The sequence below is a fragment of the Streptomyces sp. NRRL F-6492 genome, from assembly GCF_001280125.1.
Classification (GTDB): domain Bacteria; phylum Actinomycetota; class Actinomycetes; order Streptomycetales; family Streptomycetaceae; genus Streptomyces.
Genome location: NZ_LGEG01000216.1, coordinates 1 through 14,433, shown reverse-complemented (window position 1 = coordinate 14,433; position 14,433 = coordinate 1). Strand labels below are relative to the sequence as shown.

Annotated in this window: 15 protein-coding genes and 2 pseudogenes; 4 read left to right on the top strand and 13 right to left on the bottom strand. The window is 73.7% G+C overall.

Annotated features, from left to right (window positions below):
- Window positions 1–59: 59 nt before the first annotated feature.
- The 12 genes and pseudogenes from ADL08_RS18165 to ADL08_RS18115 all read right to left on the bottom strand — a co-directional run bounded on the left by ADL08_RS18165 (window position 60) and on the right by ADL08_RS18115 (window position 11,204).
- Window positions 60–1,172, bottom strand: coding sequence for a glycoside hydrolase family 5 protein (locus ADL08_RS18165; RefSeq protein WP_078968580.1), 1,113 nt, complete (start codon window positions 1,170–1,172; stop codon window positions 60–62).
- A gap of 176 nt (window positions 1,173–1,348) precedes the next feature.
- Window positions 1,349–2,296 carry an ABC transporter substrate-binding protein gene (locus ADL08_RS18160; RefSeq protein WP_053644181.1) on the bottom strand — a complete coding sequence of 316 codons (948 nt, stop codon included), beginning with the start codon at window positions 2,294–2,296 and terminating at the stop codon, window positions 1,349–1,351.
- On the bottom strand, window positions 2,293–2,967 hold the full coding sequence (locus tag ADL08_RS18155) for an ABC transporter permease (RefSeq protein ID WP_053644179.1): 675 nt from the start codon (window positions 2,965–2,967) through the stop codon (window positions 2,293–2,295). The genes ADL08_RS18160 and ADL08_RS18155 overlap by 4 nt, the downstream gene beginning before the upstream one ends.
- Window positions 2,964–3,644, bottom strand: coding sequence for an ABC transporter permease (locus tag ADL08_RS18150; protein WP_053644176.1), 681 nt, complete (start codon window positions 3,642–3,644; stop codon window positions 2,964–2,966). Before ADL08_RS18150 ends, ADL08_RS18155 begins: the two co-directional genes overlap by 4 nt.
- Window positions 3,645–3,792: 148 nt before the next feature.
- Window positions 3,793–4,179 carry a VOC family protein gene (locus ADL08_RS18145; protein WP_053644175.1) on the bottom strand — a complete coding sequence of 129 codons (387 nt, stop codon included), beginning with the start codon at window positions 4,177–4,179 and terminating at the stop codon, window positions 3,793–3,795.
- An 88-nt stretch (window positions 4,180–4,267) separates the two neighbouring features.
- On the bottom strand, window positions 4,268–5,098 hold the full coding sequence (gene nadE / locus ADL08_RS18140; protein ID WP_053644173.1) for an ammonia-dependent NAD(+) synthetase: 831 nt from the start codon (window positions 5,096–5,098) through the stop codon (window positions 4,268–4,270).
- A 192-nt stretch (window positions 5,099–5,290) separates the two neighbouring features.
- Window positions 5,291–7,381 carry an ATP-binding protein gene (locus ADL08_RS18135; RefSeq protein ID WP_078968581.1) on the bottom strand — a complete coding sequence of 697 codons (2,091 nt, stop codon included), beginning with the start codon at window positions 7,379–7,381 and terminating at the stop codon, window positions 5,291–5,293.
- Window positions 7,382–7,605: 224 nt separating this feature from the next.
- A pseudogene (locus ADL08_RS38255) lies at window positions 7,606–7,737 on the bottom strand (RNA polymerase subunit sigma-24); the annotation flags it as partial.
- A 67-nt stretch (window positions 7,738–7,804) separates the two neighbouring features.
- Complete coding sequence (locus tag ADL08_RS18130; RefSeq protein WP_078968582.1) at window positions 7,805–8,845, bottom strand: amino acid ABC transporter permease; 1,041 nt, start codon at window positions 8,843–8,845, stop codon at window positions 7,805–7,807.
- Window positions 8,842–9,507: an amino acid ABC transporter permease gene (locus ADL08_RS18125; protein ID WP_053644169.1), complete on the bottom strand. Its 666-nt coding sequence runs from the start codon at window positions 9,505–9,507 to the stop codon at window positions 8,842–8,844. Before ADL08_RS18125 ends, ADL08_RS18130 begins: the two co-directional genes overlap by 4 nt.
- 10 nt (window positions 9,508–9,517) lie before the next feature.
- Window positions 9,518–10,372, bottom strand: coding sequence for a glutamate ABC transporter substrate-binding protein (locus ADL08_RS18120; protein ID WP_420709674.1), 855 nt, complete (start codon window positions 10,370–10,372; stop codon window positions 9,518–9,520).
- A 76-nt stretch (window positions 10,373–10,448) separates the two neighbouring features.
- Entirely contained in the window at window positions 10,449–11,204 is a 756-nt protein-coding gene (locus tag ADL08_RS18115; RefSeq protein ID WP_053644266.1) for an amino acid ABC transporter ATP-binding protein, read from the bottom strand.
- A gap of 222 nt (window positions 11,205–11,426) precedes the next feature.
- Between ADL08_RS18115 and ADL08_RS18110 the strand changes: the two genes are divergently transcribed.
- From ADL08_RS18110 to ADL08_RS18100, 3 genes are all read left to right on the top strand, one after another.
- A complete protein-coding gene (locus ADL08_RS18110) occupies window positions 11,427–11,885 on the top strand; it encodes a Crp/Fnr family transcriptional regulator (RefSeq protein ID WP_053644167.1) in 459 nt (152 codons plus the stop codon).
- 117 nt (window positions 11,886–12,002) lie between these two features.
- Window positions 12,003–13,352, top strand: a complete 1,350-nt coding sequence (locus ADL08_RS18105) for a carboxyl transferase domain-containing protein (RefSeq protein ID WP_053644165.1) — start codon at window positions 12,003–12,005, stop codon at window positions 13,350–13,352.
- 108 nt (window positions 13,353–13,460) lie between these two features.
- Complete coding sequence (locus tag ADL08_RS18100; protein WP_053644163.1) at window positions 13,461–13,616, top strand: hypothetical protein; 156 nt, start codon at window positions 13,461–13,463, stop codon at window positions 13,614–13,616.
- A 97-nt stretch (window positions 13,617–13,713) separates the two neighbouring features.
- Here the strand turns inward: ADL08_RS18100 and ADL08_RS18095 are convergent, their stop codons facing one another.
- Entirely contained in the window at window positions 13,714–14,037 is a 324-nt protein-coding gene (locus tag ADL08_RS18095) for a hypothetical protein (protein WP_053644161.1), read from the bottom strand.
- Window positions 14,038–14,212: 175 nt separating this feature from the next.
- On the opposite strand from ADL08_RS18095, the pseudogene ADL08_RS18090 reads away from it, so the two are divergent.
- Window positions 14,213–14,433, top strand: a pseudogene (locus ADL08_RS18090) (RNA polymerase sigma factor SigF); the annotation flags it as partial.

The window sequence follows — 14,433 nt, the reverse complement described above, 5'->3', positions numbered from 1 at the left end:
CCCCCCGCCGGGACGGCGGATCGCGCGGCGGGGGGCGCACCGGTCTCGGGCCGGGTGGGTCAGGAGGTGGGGAAGTCGTCCGCCGTCCTGATCCGGTCCCGGACCCAGACGCCGGCGGGCTTGAGGGAGGCGGTGCCGGTCCAGGGGCCGCCCTTGCCGCAGGTGCCGGTCTTGAAGACCGCGCCGCTGCGCTCGTCGTCGGAGAAGTTCCAGTTGACCCAGCTGATCTTCTTGGCGGCCATCAGGTCGAGGTACTTCTGCGTCATGGTGAAGTCGTCGGCCCCCTCGCCCGCGTAGTTCTGGGTGCCGAACTCGGTGACGAAGACGGGCAGCTTGTCGGCGGCGCGGGAGAGGGTCTTCAGGTACGCGTCCCGGTGCGAGTACGCGTAGAAGTGGAAGGTGTACATGATGTTGGCCGCGTTCACCGGCGCGGACACGACCTCGGACTCGGTCGCGCCCTCCGAGACGCCGAACGAGGACCACGCGCGCGTGCCGACGAGGACCGGGGTCTCGGGGTCCTTGGCGCGGACGACCGGGATGAGCTGCTCGGCGTAGCTCTTGATCCTGGACCAGGACACGCCGCTGGGCTCGTTGGCGATCTCGTACAGCAGGTTGGTCTTGCCCCCGTGGCGCTGGGCGATCTCGGTGAAGAAGGTCTTGGCGCGGGAGAGGTTGTGGTGGGGGTCGCCCGGGTCGAGCATGTGCCAGTCGACGATCACGTACATGCCGCGCGCGGTGGCCTGCTCGATGAGCGAGTGGGCGAGGTCGGTGTACTTGCGCGGGTCGGTCTCGTAGCCGTCCTCCTGGACGTACGTGGAGACCCGCAGCACGTCGGCCTTCCAGTCCTTGGCGAGGGCGTCGAGCGAACCGCCCGTCAGACACTGGGCGTACCACTGGGTGCCGTGCGAGGACATGCCGCGGAGCTGGATCGGCTTGCCGTACCGGTTGCAGAGCTTGGTGCCGCAGACCTTGAGCTGTCCGTTGATCGCGGCCGGGGTGGTGGCGGCCTTGGACGGCGCGGCGGCGGGGGCGGGGGCGGATGCGGCGTTCACGGCCGGCGGGGCGGCGGCGAGGCCGAGGAGCAGGGCGCCGAGGGCGGTGCCGGCGACGCCGAGGCGGCGGGCGCGGGGTCGTGCGGTTCGTGCGGTTCGTGCGGTTCGTGCGGACGTCATGGGGGTCTCCACGGAACGGCGAACGGGGTTCGGGCCCCGGAGGGTTGACGCCCCCGGGACTGGAAGGAAACCTTCCTAACGGATGAATAGCAGGGCTCCGGACCGCCCCGCAAGGGTCACGACGGGAGACGCTGTTCAGCGGGCTGGAAACGGGCCGGTCGGGTTCCGTCGTGGCGTCAGCGCGCCAAGAGGCCCTTGCCCACGAGGTAGTTGCGCGCCACGTCCTCCGGCAGACGGCGCCAGCTGTCCACCTGCTCGTTGAGGTTCGCCAGGTCGGCGGTGGTCAGGACGGTGTTGAGCAGGTCGAGCGCGCGGACGACGTCCTCGCTCCCGGCCCGCGCCCGGTTGACCACGGGGACGACGAGGTCGGCGTTCTGCAGGCGCTTGTCGTCGGCGAGCAGCACGAGACCGAAGTCGTCGAGGGTGGCGTCGGTGGTCGTGGTCAGGACCAGCTGGTCCCGACCGCTCCGGACGGCCTGCTTCGCCTGGGTCGTACCGACGCCCTTGGGGTCGACGGCGGTCACGTCGATGCCGTAGACCTCCCGCAGGCCGGGGGCGCAGTACGGCCTTCGGACGCATTCGTCACCGGCCGCGAGGCGGACCGGGAGGCCGGCGGCGCCGAGGTCGCTGAGGGTCTTCAGGCGGTGCTCGGCGGCGAAGGCGGCGGTGACGGCGAAGGCGTTCTGGTCGACGGCCCGGCCGGGGTCGAGGACGGTGAGCCCGCGCGGCCCGGCGAGGGTCCGGAGGGCCCGCATCGTGGCGGCCGGGTCGGGCGAGCCGACGGTCGGCGCGTCCGGCCCGTTGGCCTTGGCGTTCAGCCAGTCGGCGAAGGTGGCCGCGTACTCCGGCACGACATCGATCTGCCCGTTCTCCAGGGCCGGTTCGTACAGCTCGCGGTTGGTGACGGTGAGGATCTTCGTGCGGTGTCCGGCGTCCTGGAGCAGCAGGGCGTACATCTGGGCGAGCAGGTCGCTCTCGGTGAATCCGGCCGAGCCGACGGTCAGCCGGCGGCCGTCGCCGGGCCGGCCGGTGACGGCGCCCCGGTCCTCCAGGGCCGGGCCCGTGGCGCAGCCGCCGCAGACCGCCGCGAGGAGGCAGAGGGCGACGGGCCGGGCCGCCCTCACGCGCCGCTCCCCCGGGCCCCGGCGGGGGTCAGCCGCCGGACGCCCTCGAAGACCCCCTCCACCAGGAGGGCGAGCGCCGCGACGAGGCAGGCTCCGGCGACGACCTGCGGGGTGGAGGCGAGGTTGAAGCCGGCGGTGATGATCCGGCCGAGCCCGCCGCCGCCCGCGAGCGCGGCCACGGTGGCGGTGGCGACGAGCTGGACGGCGGCGATCCGCACGCCGGCGAGGACCATCGGCAGCGCGAGGGGCAGCTCGACCCGGGCGAGGGTCTGGCCGCCCGTCATGCCCGTGCCCCGGGCGGCCCGTACGACGTCGGGGTCGACGCCCCGCATCCCGACGTACGCGATGGTGAGCAGCGGGGGCACGGCGAACAGGACGAGGGCGATGATCGTCGGCCACTCCCCGTACGGGCCGAGCGGGCCGAGCAGGAGCAGGACGAGGACGGCGAAGGTGGGGACGGCCCGGCCGGCGTTGGCGAGGTTCACGGCGAGCGCGCCGCCCCGGCCGAGGTGTCCGAGGAGCAGGGCGACCGGCAGGGCGATGGCGCAGCTGAGGACGAGGCAGACGACGGTGAGGAAGACGTGCTCGCCGAGCCGGTGCCAGACGCCGTTCTCGCCGGACCAGTGGGCGGCGGTGGTGAGCCAGGACCAGGCGGCGGAGACGGTGTTCACGCGGACCGCGCCCGGGTCCAGGGGGTGAGCAGCCGCTGGACGCCGAGGAGGAGCAGGTCGGCGGCGACGGCGATGACGACGCAGAGGACGGAGGCGGTGAGGACCTGGGCCTTGAAGTAGGTGTTCATCCCGGCGTAGATCAGGTTGCCGAGGCCGCCGTGGCCGACGATCGCGCCGATGGTGACGAGGGAGACGGCGGAGACGGCGGCGATGCGCAGCCCGGCCATGGCGGAGGGCAGGGCGAGGGGCAGCTCGACGGCGAGGAGGAGCCGCAGCGGCCCGTAGCCGAGGCCGCGCGCGGCCTGCCGGGTCTCCTCGGGGACGGCGCGGAGCCCGGCGAGGACGTTGCGGACGAGGAGCGTGAGCGAGTACAGCACGAGACCGGCCACGACGAGCGCGGCGGAGAGTCCGTACAGGGGCAGGAGCAGGGAGAACATCGCGAGCGCGGGGATCGTGTAGAGGAGCGTGGTGACCCCGAGGACGGGGGCGGCGACCCAGCGCAGGCGGCGGGCGGCGATCGCCAGGGGCAGGGCGATCAGGAGGGCGAGGGCGACGGAGGCGACGGTCAGCTGGAGGTGCTGGACGAGGGCGTCGGCGAGGATCTCCCGCCGGGTGGAGAGGTAGGCGCCGCAGACCCACTCGTTGCGGGCGAGGCAGTCGTCGGGCGGCGCGGTCACGCTTCCATTCGAGGCGGTACGGGCCCCCTCCGCACCCCGGCCGGGCCCGTTCGGGCCACGGGCGCGCGGGGACGCGGCGCCGCCGCCGTCCGGGGCGGCGCCGGGGCGCGGGACCCGCCGGAGGGCCCCGTACGGGGCGGCCGGGCGGTCAGGACTCCTGGAGGACGGACAGGACGTTGCCCGCCGGGTCCGTGAACCAGGCGACGGCCGGTCCGTCGGGGCCGCGCACGATGCCCTTGTCGTCGGCGTCGAAGCCGGGGTAGCGCTCCAGGGTCACGCCGCGTCCCGTCAGCTCGTCGACGGTCCGCTCGATGTCGTCGACCTGGAAGTTGAGGATCGTGAAGGAGGCGGGGGCGTGGTCCTCCTTGGGGTAGACGAGGACCCGCGCGCCGCCCGCCAATGCGAGGAGGAGCATCTCCATGCCCTCCGGTCCCGATTCCTCCACCTCCAGGCCGAGGGTCTCGCCGTAGAACCGCCGGGCGGCGTCGAGGTCGTCGACCGAGAAGCCGCTGAACGCCGAGGTCTCGCCGAACATGGCGCACTCCCTTCCGGAGTCCGTTCCGGGGGCCTCCGGTGAGGCCCCCTTCCAGGATCCGCCGCCGGCGGGGAGTCCGCCGCTCCGCTCAGGGCGCGATCGGCAGCTGCCGCTTGTGCTCGGTGAGCTCGTAGCGGCGGACGATCGCGTCGAAGGCGGCCTGCCCGACCTGCTTCCCCTCCAGGAAGTCGTCGATCTCGTCGTACGTGACGCCGAGGGCGTCCTCGTCGGGCTTGCCCGGGTCGAGGGTCTCCAGGTCGGCGGTGGGGACCTTGCGCACCAGGCCGTCGGGGGCGCCCAGCTCGGCGGCGACCGCGCGGACGCGCCGCTTGGTCAGACCGGTCAGCGGGACGACGTCGGCGGCGCCGTCGCCGAACTTGGTGAAGAAGCCGGAGACGGCCTCGGCCGCGTGGTCGGTGCCGACGACGAGGCCTTCGTGGGCGCCGGCGACCGCGTACTGGGCGATCATCCGCTGGCGGGCCTTGATGTTGCCCTGCACGAAGTCCTGGTGGTGGGCGTCGCGGAAGGCCACGTCACCGGCGAGGCAGGCCTCCAGGGCCGCGTCGCTCGCCGCCTTCACGTCCACGGTGAGGACCTCGTCGGGGCGGATGAAGTCCAGGGCGGTCTGCGCGTCCTTCTCGTCGGCCTGGACGCCGTACGGCAGGCGCATCGCGTAGAAGACGGCGTCGTGGCCGGCGGCGCGGGCGCGCTCCACGGCGAGCTGGCAGAGCCGGCCGGCGGTGGTGGAGTCGACGCCGCCGCTGATGCCGAGCACCAGCGCGCGCAGCCCGGTGGAGGTGAGCCGCTCGGCGAGGAAGGCCACCCGGCGCTCGATCTCCACCGCCGGGTCGAAGGTTTCGGACACCTGGAGGTCCCGGGCGATCTGCTGCTGGAGGGCGGTGGACGCCGGGTCGGTCACGGGAGGTCTCCTCGTCGGGGATCGGTCGCCCGTACGGCTCGTACCACTCGTACGGCTCGTACGGCTCTGCAAGGGCCGACTCTACGCACCGGAGCGCCGTGCCGTCCTCCCGCGCCGTCCCGGCTCCGTGAGGGTGGTCGCGGAGGCGCCCGGGTCCCGGGGCGTCTCCCGGTGGCGCCTACTCGGCCCTTCTCAGTCGGGGCCGCGCAGGGCGCGGTCGAGGCCGTCCTGCGGGAGGCCGGTGAGGGCGCGGAGGAAGATCTCCTCGTAGGCGGGCTCGCCGATCGAGGCGCGAACCGTGTCCGTGTACTTCTCGTGCAGGGCCCGCAGGCCGGGCAGGCCGCGCCGGGGCTGGCCGGTGGAGCGCCAGTACGCCTCCCCGGTGCCGGAGACGTCCGCGGCGCGCTCGCTCTCGCCGGCCGCCGCGAGCGCGGTGGCCAGGACGTCGAGGCCGAGGGCGACGCCGAGGCCGGCGCCGAGGCGGCGGGTGCCTTCGAGCATGGCGCGGGCGTGGCCGGAGGCGGCCTCCGGGTCGCCCTCCAGGAGGCCGGTGAGGGCGAGCTGGTACTCCAGGGCGGTGCGGATCCAGTGCTCGTCGAGCTCCTCGCACAGGGCGCGCAGGTGGAGCGCCCGCTCCCGGGCCTCCGCGAGCCGGCCCAGGCCGGTGAGGGCGAAGACCCGCACGAGGTGGCAGCGGAGCCGGGCGGCGGAGTCGGCGGGGCCGCCGCGGGCGGCGTCGAGGACGTGGCCCACGACGACGTGCGCGGCCGTCGGGCGGCCGGTGGTGAGGGCGAGGAGGCCGGCGAGGGCGGCGGCGTCGAGGGTGAGGTCGCCGGGCCGGTCGCGGCCGGCCCCGGTTCCGGCCGGGTCGGCGCATTCCGCGTGCCGGGCCTCGCGGGCGCACCGCTCGCTGACGTCCTGGGCGGGGCCGAACTCGCCCTGGAGCACGAGGGCGACGCCGAGGGCCCACAGGGCGCGGGCCCGGACGCGCCCGCGGGCCTCACTGAGGACCAGGGCCTGTTCGAGGCCGTCGCGGGCCTCGCGGAGGCGGCCCCGGCAGGACCAGGCGAAGGCGACGGAGCCGACGAGGTCGAGGGCCGCGTCGGGGTCGGTGCGCAGCAACCGGTCCAGGGCGGTGCGCAGATCGGTGTGGTGGGCGTCGACGGTCCGGTACCAGCGGAGCTGGCGGGCGCCGTGCCACTCGGTCTCGGCCCGGCGGGCCAGGTCCCGGAAGTGGGTGGCGTGCCGGTCGGCGACCGCTCCGGTCTCGCCGGTGCGGTCCAGCCAGGTCGCCCCGTACTCGCGGATCGTGTCGAGCATCCGGTGGCGCCCGGCGGCGTCGGGCGGGCGGACCACGGAGGCGCGGACGAGTCCGTCGAACGCCTCCGGCAGGGTCGCGCGGTCCAGCGGGCCGCCGCCGCACACGGCGGCGGCGGACGCGAGGTCGAAGGGGCCCCGGAAGACGGAGAGCCGGGCCCAGAGGAGGCGTTCGAGCGGGGTGCTCAGCTCGTGGCTCCAGCCGATGGCGGCGCGCAGGGTCTGGTGGCGGCTCGGCCAGACGCGCTCGGTGTGGGCGAGCAGGTCGAAGCGGGCCCCGGGCGGGGCGTCGAGGCGGGAGCCGAGCTGGTCGCGCACGGCCTCGGCGCCCTGGAGGCGGATCTGGGCGGCGGCGAGTTCGAGGGCGAGCGGGATGCCCTCCAGGCGTACGCAGATCTCCCCGGCGGGCCCGGCGGCCGGAAAGTCCTCCCCGGCGGCCCGGCGGAGCAGGGCCAGGGCGTCCGGTCCCGCGGGCGGCAGCGGGTCGAGGACGATCGTCTCCTCCCCCGCGACGCCGAGGGGGCGGCGGCTGGTGGCGAGGACGGTGAGCCCGGGGGCGGCGGCGAGGAGTTCGGCGACGAGCCGGGCGCAGGGTTCGGCCAGGTGCTCGCAGGAGTCCAGGACGAGCAGCAGCCGGTCGTCGGCGAGCCGGCGGCGAAGTGCGGTGGTGGCCGTGCCGGGGGTGTGGTCGGCGAGGTCCACGGAGTCGGAGACGAGCGCGACGAGCAGCCGCTCGCCGTCGAGCTGGCCGAGGTCGGTCCACCAGGCGCCGTCCGGGTACCGCTCGGCGGCCCGGTGTGCGGCGCGCAGCGCGAGCCGGGTCTTCCCGACTCCGCCGACGCCGGTCACGGTGACGAGGCGGTGCTCCGCCAACGCGGCGGACACGCGCTTCAGTTCCGTGCGGCGTCCCACGAAACCGGGGTTCTCGTCCGGCAGATGTCCACGCACGGAAGCAGTGTCCCTCATCTGTCCCCCGAACGGGTGAGCGCGGCGGCTTCGTTACGCACCTACGACCACGGGCGCCCGTGCCCCGCCCGCGACCGTGACCACGCCCACGACCGAGTACCGTCCCCGGGCACCGTCGGGCGCCGTCCCGGTGCGCCGTTCGGGGCGTTCACGAGGGGCGCTTCGGCACGCGCCGCCTCCCGGACGGGTCTCCTGGCGGTGTCTTCACCCGCGAGGGGAGCCGGGCCGGGCGGGCCGTTGACCGACCGCTCCAGGAGTTCGAGCCCCGGGGCCCTGTCGGCGATGGCGACCGTGTACCGGGCGACGCGCGCGCCGCCCTCGACCGGATGCAGGACGGTGCCGACCGTGCCGCCGCCGGGCGGAGGCCGCCGGCTGCTTGCGGGCCGCGGGGGTCCGGCCGAGGACTCCGGCGGTCTCGGCGCGTCAGGGGCCCCGTGGGGGCCCGGGGGCCTCCCGGTGCTCGCCCGGTACGGCCAGTTCCTCCACCGCGTCCACGCCGACGACCGCGCCCGTGGACCTCTTGCCGCGCCGCAGGCGGCCTTCGAGCCGGGAGGCGAAGGTGGTGAGCGCGAAGTTGAGGAGCACGAAGATCACGGCGACGACGGTGAAGCAGGCGATCGTGTTGGCCCCGTAGTTGGCGCTCGCCGGGCGGACCGAGGCGAGGAGTTCGGAGAAGCCGAGCATCGCGCCGCCGAGCGCGGTGTCCTTGACGATGACGACGAGCTGGCTGACCAGGGCGGGCAGCATGGCGGTGACCGACTGCGGCAGCAGGACGTACGTCATGGTCTGGCCCTTGCGCATGCCGATGGCCTTGGCCGCGTCGGTCTGGCCGGCGGGCAGGGAGAGGATGCCGGCGCGGACGATCTCCGCGAGGACGGAGGCGTTGTAGAGGACGAGACCGGTGACGACGGCGTACAGGGGGCGGGTGTCCGGGCTGATGTCGGTGAACTCGGAGTAGGCGGCGTTCGCGAAGAGCATCAGGATGAGGACGGGGATCGCCCGGAAGAACTCGACGACGGTGCCGGCCGCGCCGCGCACGGCGCGGTGGTCGGAGAGGCGGGAGACGCCGAGGAGGGCGCCGAGGGGCAGGGCGATCGCCATGGAGAGGGCGGCGGCGATCACGGTGTTCTTCAGGGCGGGCAGGAGGTACGTCTCCCAGATGCGGGCGTCGGTGAAGAAGGGCGCCCACTTGGACCACGCGAGCTGGTTCTTGTCGGCGAGGCTCGCGATCACCCACCCCGCCACGGCGGCGAGCGCGAGCAGGAAGAGCAGGGTCCACAGGAGGTTGCGCCGCCGGGCGCGCGGGCCGGGCACGTCGTAGAGGACGGTGGGGGCGGTTTTCGCGACCCCGGTCTTCCGTGTCCGGGGCTTCCGCGTCCGGTTCTTCTCCGTCCCGGCCTTCTGCGTCCGAGCCTTCTCCGTCCGGGCCTTCTCCGTCCGGGCCTTCTCCGTCCGGGCCTTCATCGTCTCACCGCCACCTTCTTGGCCACCCAGCCGAGGAACAGGCCGGTGGGCAGGGTGAGGCAGAGGAAGCCGACGGCGAAGATCGCGGAGACGAGGATGAGCTGGGCCTCGTTCTCGATCATCTCCCGCATCAGCAGGGCGGCTTCGGCGACGCCGATGGCGGCGGCCACGGTGGTGTTCTTGGTGAGGGCGATGAGGACGTTGGCGAGGGGGCCGACGACGGAGCGGAAGGCCTGCGGGAGCACGACGAGGCGCAGGATCTGGGGGAAGTTCAGACCGATGGCGCGGGCGGCCTCGACCTGCCCGAGGGGAACGGTGTTGATGCCGGAGCGGAGCGCCTCGCAGACGAACGCGCTGGTGTAGGCGGTGAGTCCGAGGACGGCGAGGCGGAAGTTGATGGTGGTGAACCGTTCGGCGCCCATGTCGACCCCGAGGGTCTGGAAGAGGCCGAGGGAGGTGAAGACGATGATGACGGTGAGGGGGATGTTGCGGACGATGTTGACGTAGACGGTGCCGAAGCCCCGCATGAGGGGGACGGGGCTGACCCGCATGGCGGCGAGCAGCGTCCCCCAGACCAGGGAGCCGATCGCGGAGTAGACGGTGAGCTGCACCGTCACCCAGAAGGCTCCGAGCAGGTCGTACCCCTGGAGGAAGTCGAACACGGCGGTCGGCTCACTTCACGACGACGCCGATCTTCGGAGCGGGTTCGTTCTGGTAGCCGGCCGGGCCGAAGTTCTTCCGCACCGCCGCGTCCCAGGAGCCGTCGGCGACCATCTTCTCCAGAGCCGTGTTGATCTTCGCCTTGAGGTCGCTGCCCTTCTGGACGCCGATGCCGTAGTTCTCGTTGCTCATCTTGAAGCCGCCGAGCTTGAACTTGTCCTTGAACTCGCTCTGCGAGGCGTACCCGGCGAGGATCGAGTCGTCGGTGGTGACGGCGTCGATGACGCCGTTCTCCAGGCCGGTCAGGCACTCGGAGTAGCCGCCGTACTCCTGGAGCTGGGCGTCGGGGGCGAGTCTCGTCTTGACGTTCTGCGCGGAGGTGGAGCCGGTGACCGAGCAGAGCTTCTTGTCGTTCAGGTCGGACGGCTGCTTGATCGAGTCGTCGTCGGCCCGGATCAGGACGTCCTGGTGGGCGAGGAGGTAGGGGCCGGCGAAGTCGACCTTCTGCGCCCGCTCGTCGTTGATCGAGTACGAGGCCGCGATGAAGTCCACGTCGCCGCGCTGGAGCAGGGTCTCGCGGTCGGCGCTCTTGGCCTCCTTCCACACGATGTCGGAGGGGTCGTGGCCCAGCTGCTTGGCCACGTAGGTCGCCACGTCGACGTCGAAGCCGGTGTACGTGCCGTCGGGGGTCTTCAGGCCGATGCCGGGCTGGTCGAACTTGATGCCGACGGTGATCTCGTCCTCCCCGTGGTCGCGGGGGGCTCCGGTGGCGGCGTTCGCGAAGCCCGCGGAGGTGAGGGAGAGGACGACGGCCGCTGCGGCTGCCGTGAGGGACCTGCCGGTCCTGAGCGGGTTCATGAGGATCACCCCTGGGGTCTTTCGGCCGGGCCTCGGCCCGGTGGCTCGGTGACTCGACGGCCCGGTGGTTCGGTGGCCGAGTGGCTCAGTGGTGGAGGATCTTGGAGAGGAAGTCCTTGGCGCGCTCGCTGCGCGGCGCGGTGAAGAACTCCTCCGGGGTCGTCGCTTCGACGATGCTCCCGTCGGCCATGAAGACGACCCGGTGGGCGGCGGAGCGGGCGAAACCCATCTCGTGGGTGACGACCACCATCGTCATGCCGTCCCGGGCCAGTTGCCGCATGACCTCCAGGACCTCGTTGATCATCTCGGGGTCGAGCGCGGAGGTCGGCTCGTCGAAGAGCATCACCTTCGGATCCATGGCGAGGGCGCGGGCGATGGCCACGCGCTGCTGCTGGCCCCCGGAGAGCTGGGCCGGGTACTTGTCCGCCTGCGAGGCGACCCCGACCCGGTCGAGGAGTTCGCGGGCCCGTTCCTCGGCCGCCTTCCGGTCCTTCTTGCGGACCTTGATCTGCCCCAGGGTGACGTTGCCGAGGACGGTCTTGTGCGCGAAGAGGTTGAACGACTGGAAGACCATGCCGACGTCGGCCCTGAGGGCCGCCAGTTCGCGCCCCTCGGCCGGCAGGGGCCGTCCGTCGACGACGATCTCGCCCGCGTCGACGGGCTCCAGGCGGTTGACCGCCCGGCACAGCGTCGACTTCCCGGAGCCGGAGGGGCCGACGACCACGACGACCTCGCCCCGGTGGACCGTGAGGTCGATGGAGCGGAGCACGTGCAGGGTGCCGAAGTGCTTGTCGACCCCGCGCAGCACCACGAGCGCGTCACCGCCGTCCGGGACGGGCATGGCACCCTCCAGGGTCACGCCCCCCGCTCGCCGACTCCCTCCTCACGTTCATGCTCCGCCCTCCGTCCCGCCCGCGCACGCCGGGCGGGGTGCGCTCGAAGACGGGGGCGCACGGAGGGTGAGCGGGCGTCCCGGGGGCGTGACGGCGAACGGATCCTGCGCGCGCCGCGGCTCCTTGGCCGACACTGGGGGTGGGAGTCGAGTGTCCGAGGAGGGTCCGCCATGAGCAGTGCCACGCCCAAGGTCAGCACGTTGCCCCCGGAGCACCGGGAACGCCTGATGGCCTTCGCCGAGGACGTGTACTTCGAGTCCGGCCACCGCCTCTTCGAGGAACAGCAGCACGCCGATCGGTTCTGGATCGTGAAGACGGGCGCGGTGACGCTTGACGCGCGGGTGCCGGGGCGCGGGGCGCCCGTGATCGAGACCCTGCACCACGGCGAGCTGGTCGGTCTCTCCTGGATGTTCCCGCCGTACCTGTGCCAGTCGGGGGCCGAGGCGATGACGCCGGTGCGGGCGTCCGAGTTCAACGCCCCGGCGGTCCGGTCGATGTGCCGCTCCGACGCGGAGTTCGGTGCCTCGGTCCTGTTCTGGCTGGGCTCGATCCTGGCGCACCGCCTCCAGGTGACCCGGGTCCGGCTCCTGGACCTGTACGCGCCGCACGGCAGCGGGATCATGGCCTGAGGCCGGTCCCCCGGGCCGCCCCGGGGCGGTGCCGGACCGGGCGGTACGGTGGGGGCGCACCGCTGATCCATCCGTACGCGTTCCCCGTACGCACCGGCGACCGGCTGCGAGGCCCGCATGACCGATCCGACGACGGCACGCGGGGCGATCGCCCTCGTGGTCGACGAGTTCACCGAACTGCCCTTCGACGAGGGCCCGCTGACCGGTGACGGGCCGATCGGCTGGCCCGGTTACTCCGCCGCGCACGCCCGTGCAGCCGCCCGTACCGGCGAGAGCGAGTCCGTGGTCTGCGGGACGGCCGTGGTGGGCGGGGTGCGGGTGGCCCTGATCTCCTTCGAGTTCCGCTTCCTCGGCGGTTCCCTCGGGGAGCGGACGGGGGCGCGGGCCGCCGCGGCCCACGCCCTGGCCCGGGAGCGGCGGCTGCCCGTGGTGGTCCTGCCGGCCACCGGCGGCAGCCGGATGCACGAGGGCATGCGGGCCCTCCTCCAGCTCCAGCGCCTGGCCCGCGAGTCGGAGCTGACCCGGGCCGCCGGGCTGCCGCAGATCGCGGTGCTGCGGGACCCGACGACCGGGGGCGGCTGGGCCACGCTCGGCGCGGGCTCCGACGTCGTCCTGGCCCTGCCCGGCGCCCAGGTCGCCTTCGCCGGCTCCCGGGTGCGGCCACCGGACGCGGACCCGGCCGCGTACACCGCCGAGGCGCAGCTCGCGCACGGCCACGTCGACGCGATCGTGCCGCCGGACGCGCTGCGCGCCGTCCTCGGGCGCTGGCTGTCCCTGCTCACCCGCCCGGCGAAGGGCCCGGTGCCGCCGCCGTACGCGCTGGGGGACCCCGGCGCGGCGCCCGCCGCGAGCGGCCGGGAGGCCGTGGCGCGGGCCCGGCACCCGGACCGGCCCCGGGCCGGCGCGTACCTCGACGCCCACTTCACCCTCCACGAGGAGATCTCCGGGGACCGCTGCGGCGGCGTCGACCCGGGCGTGCGGTGCGGCTTCGGGCGGCTCCCCGACGGGGGCACCGTCGCCTACGCCGCGCAGTGCGGCACCGCGACCCGTCCGGCCGGCTTCCGCACCGCCGCCCGGCTGGTGCGCCTCGCCGGCCGTCTGGGCGTCCCGGTCCTCACCCTGGTCGACACCCCGGGGGCCGCCAACGACGCGGAGGCGGAGCGCTCGGGCGCGGGCAGCGCGATCGCGGACCTGTTCGCCGCCGTCGCCGGCGCGCGCACCCCGCTGACCTCGCTGCTCGTCGGGGAGGGCGGCTCGGGTGGCGCGCTCGCGCTCGCCGCCCCGGGGAACACCTGGGTCACCCCGGACGCGTACTTCTCCGTCATCGCGCCCGAGGCCGCCGCGGCCATCCTGAAGCGCGCGCCCGGGGAGGCCGGGGCGACCGCCGACCAGCTCCGGCTGCGGCCCCGGGACCTCGTCGACCTGGGGATCGCCCGTGGTGTGGTGGGGCCCCGGCCCGTGTCCTAGAGGATGCTCGCGGCGGCGCATGACCGCGGGGGGAACGGGCAGGGGCGGTGTAGCGGATGTCCGGGCGGACGAGCGCCGGACGACACCGTGAATGACGGAGGTGACGTCATGGTTCCCCTGCTTCTCGTCCTCCTGGTGATCCTGGTCCTCTTCGGCGCGGGCTTCGCGATCGAGGTGCTCTGGTACATCGCCATCGCCCTGCTCGTGCTGTGGGTGATCGGCTTCTTCATGCGCAGCGGCAGCGGCCGCTGGTACCGCTGGTGATCCCCTGGTGAGCGGAGTCTGCGAAGGATCGCGTGCCGGGTCCCGGACGGTCACCGTCCGGGACCCGGCACGTGAAGCGTTCGGCCGACCGGGCCCGTCAGTCGCCCAGGGCCTTCTTCAGCTCCGCCTTGTCCATCGAGGAGCGGCCGTGGACGTTGCGGCGCTTGGCCTCGGCGTAGAGCTGGTCGTACGTCGGTCCCTGCGCGCCGCTGTGCGAGTTCCTGCCGCCCCGGCGCGCCGAGGACATGTCCTGCGTGGAGCTCTTGCTCGCGGTCTTGGCCTCACCGCTCCGGGCGCGTTCCTTGTTGACCGTGCGCGCGGCGATCTCCTCGGCGCGCTTCTCGCTCTCGCCCCGGTCCAGGACGCTGTCCTTGATGTGCTCGTACTGTCGCTCCCGCTTGGGGCTCGATCCGCGCGGCATCGTTCGCTCCTCTCGGCCGGAGACGTGGTCGTCTCCTCCCCGGACGGCTTCCCCGGGAAATCGTGCCAAACCCCTTGATAGAGGTCATCCTGGTTCCAGACGCTTGACCGGCGGACCCGTGCCTTCGCCCTTCGACGAGGTCGGGGCGGGTCCCACGCACCGTCCAAGGAGCCTCATGTCCACCCGCCGCGCCTCATCCGTCACCCTCGGCCACGGCCCGGAGGTCGCCGGGAATCCGGGGGCTTCGATGCGCCGGGCGGCACTGGACGGACTGCCCGAGCTGACCCGTCCCACCAGCGTCTCCACCGACGACGCCCAACCCCTCTCCGCCGCCCTCCTCACCCGCCTGGCCCAACTCGACGAAGGCACCCCCGAACACGCCTACGTCCGCAACAC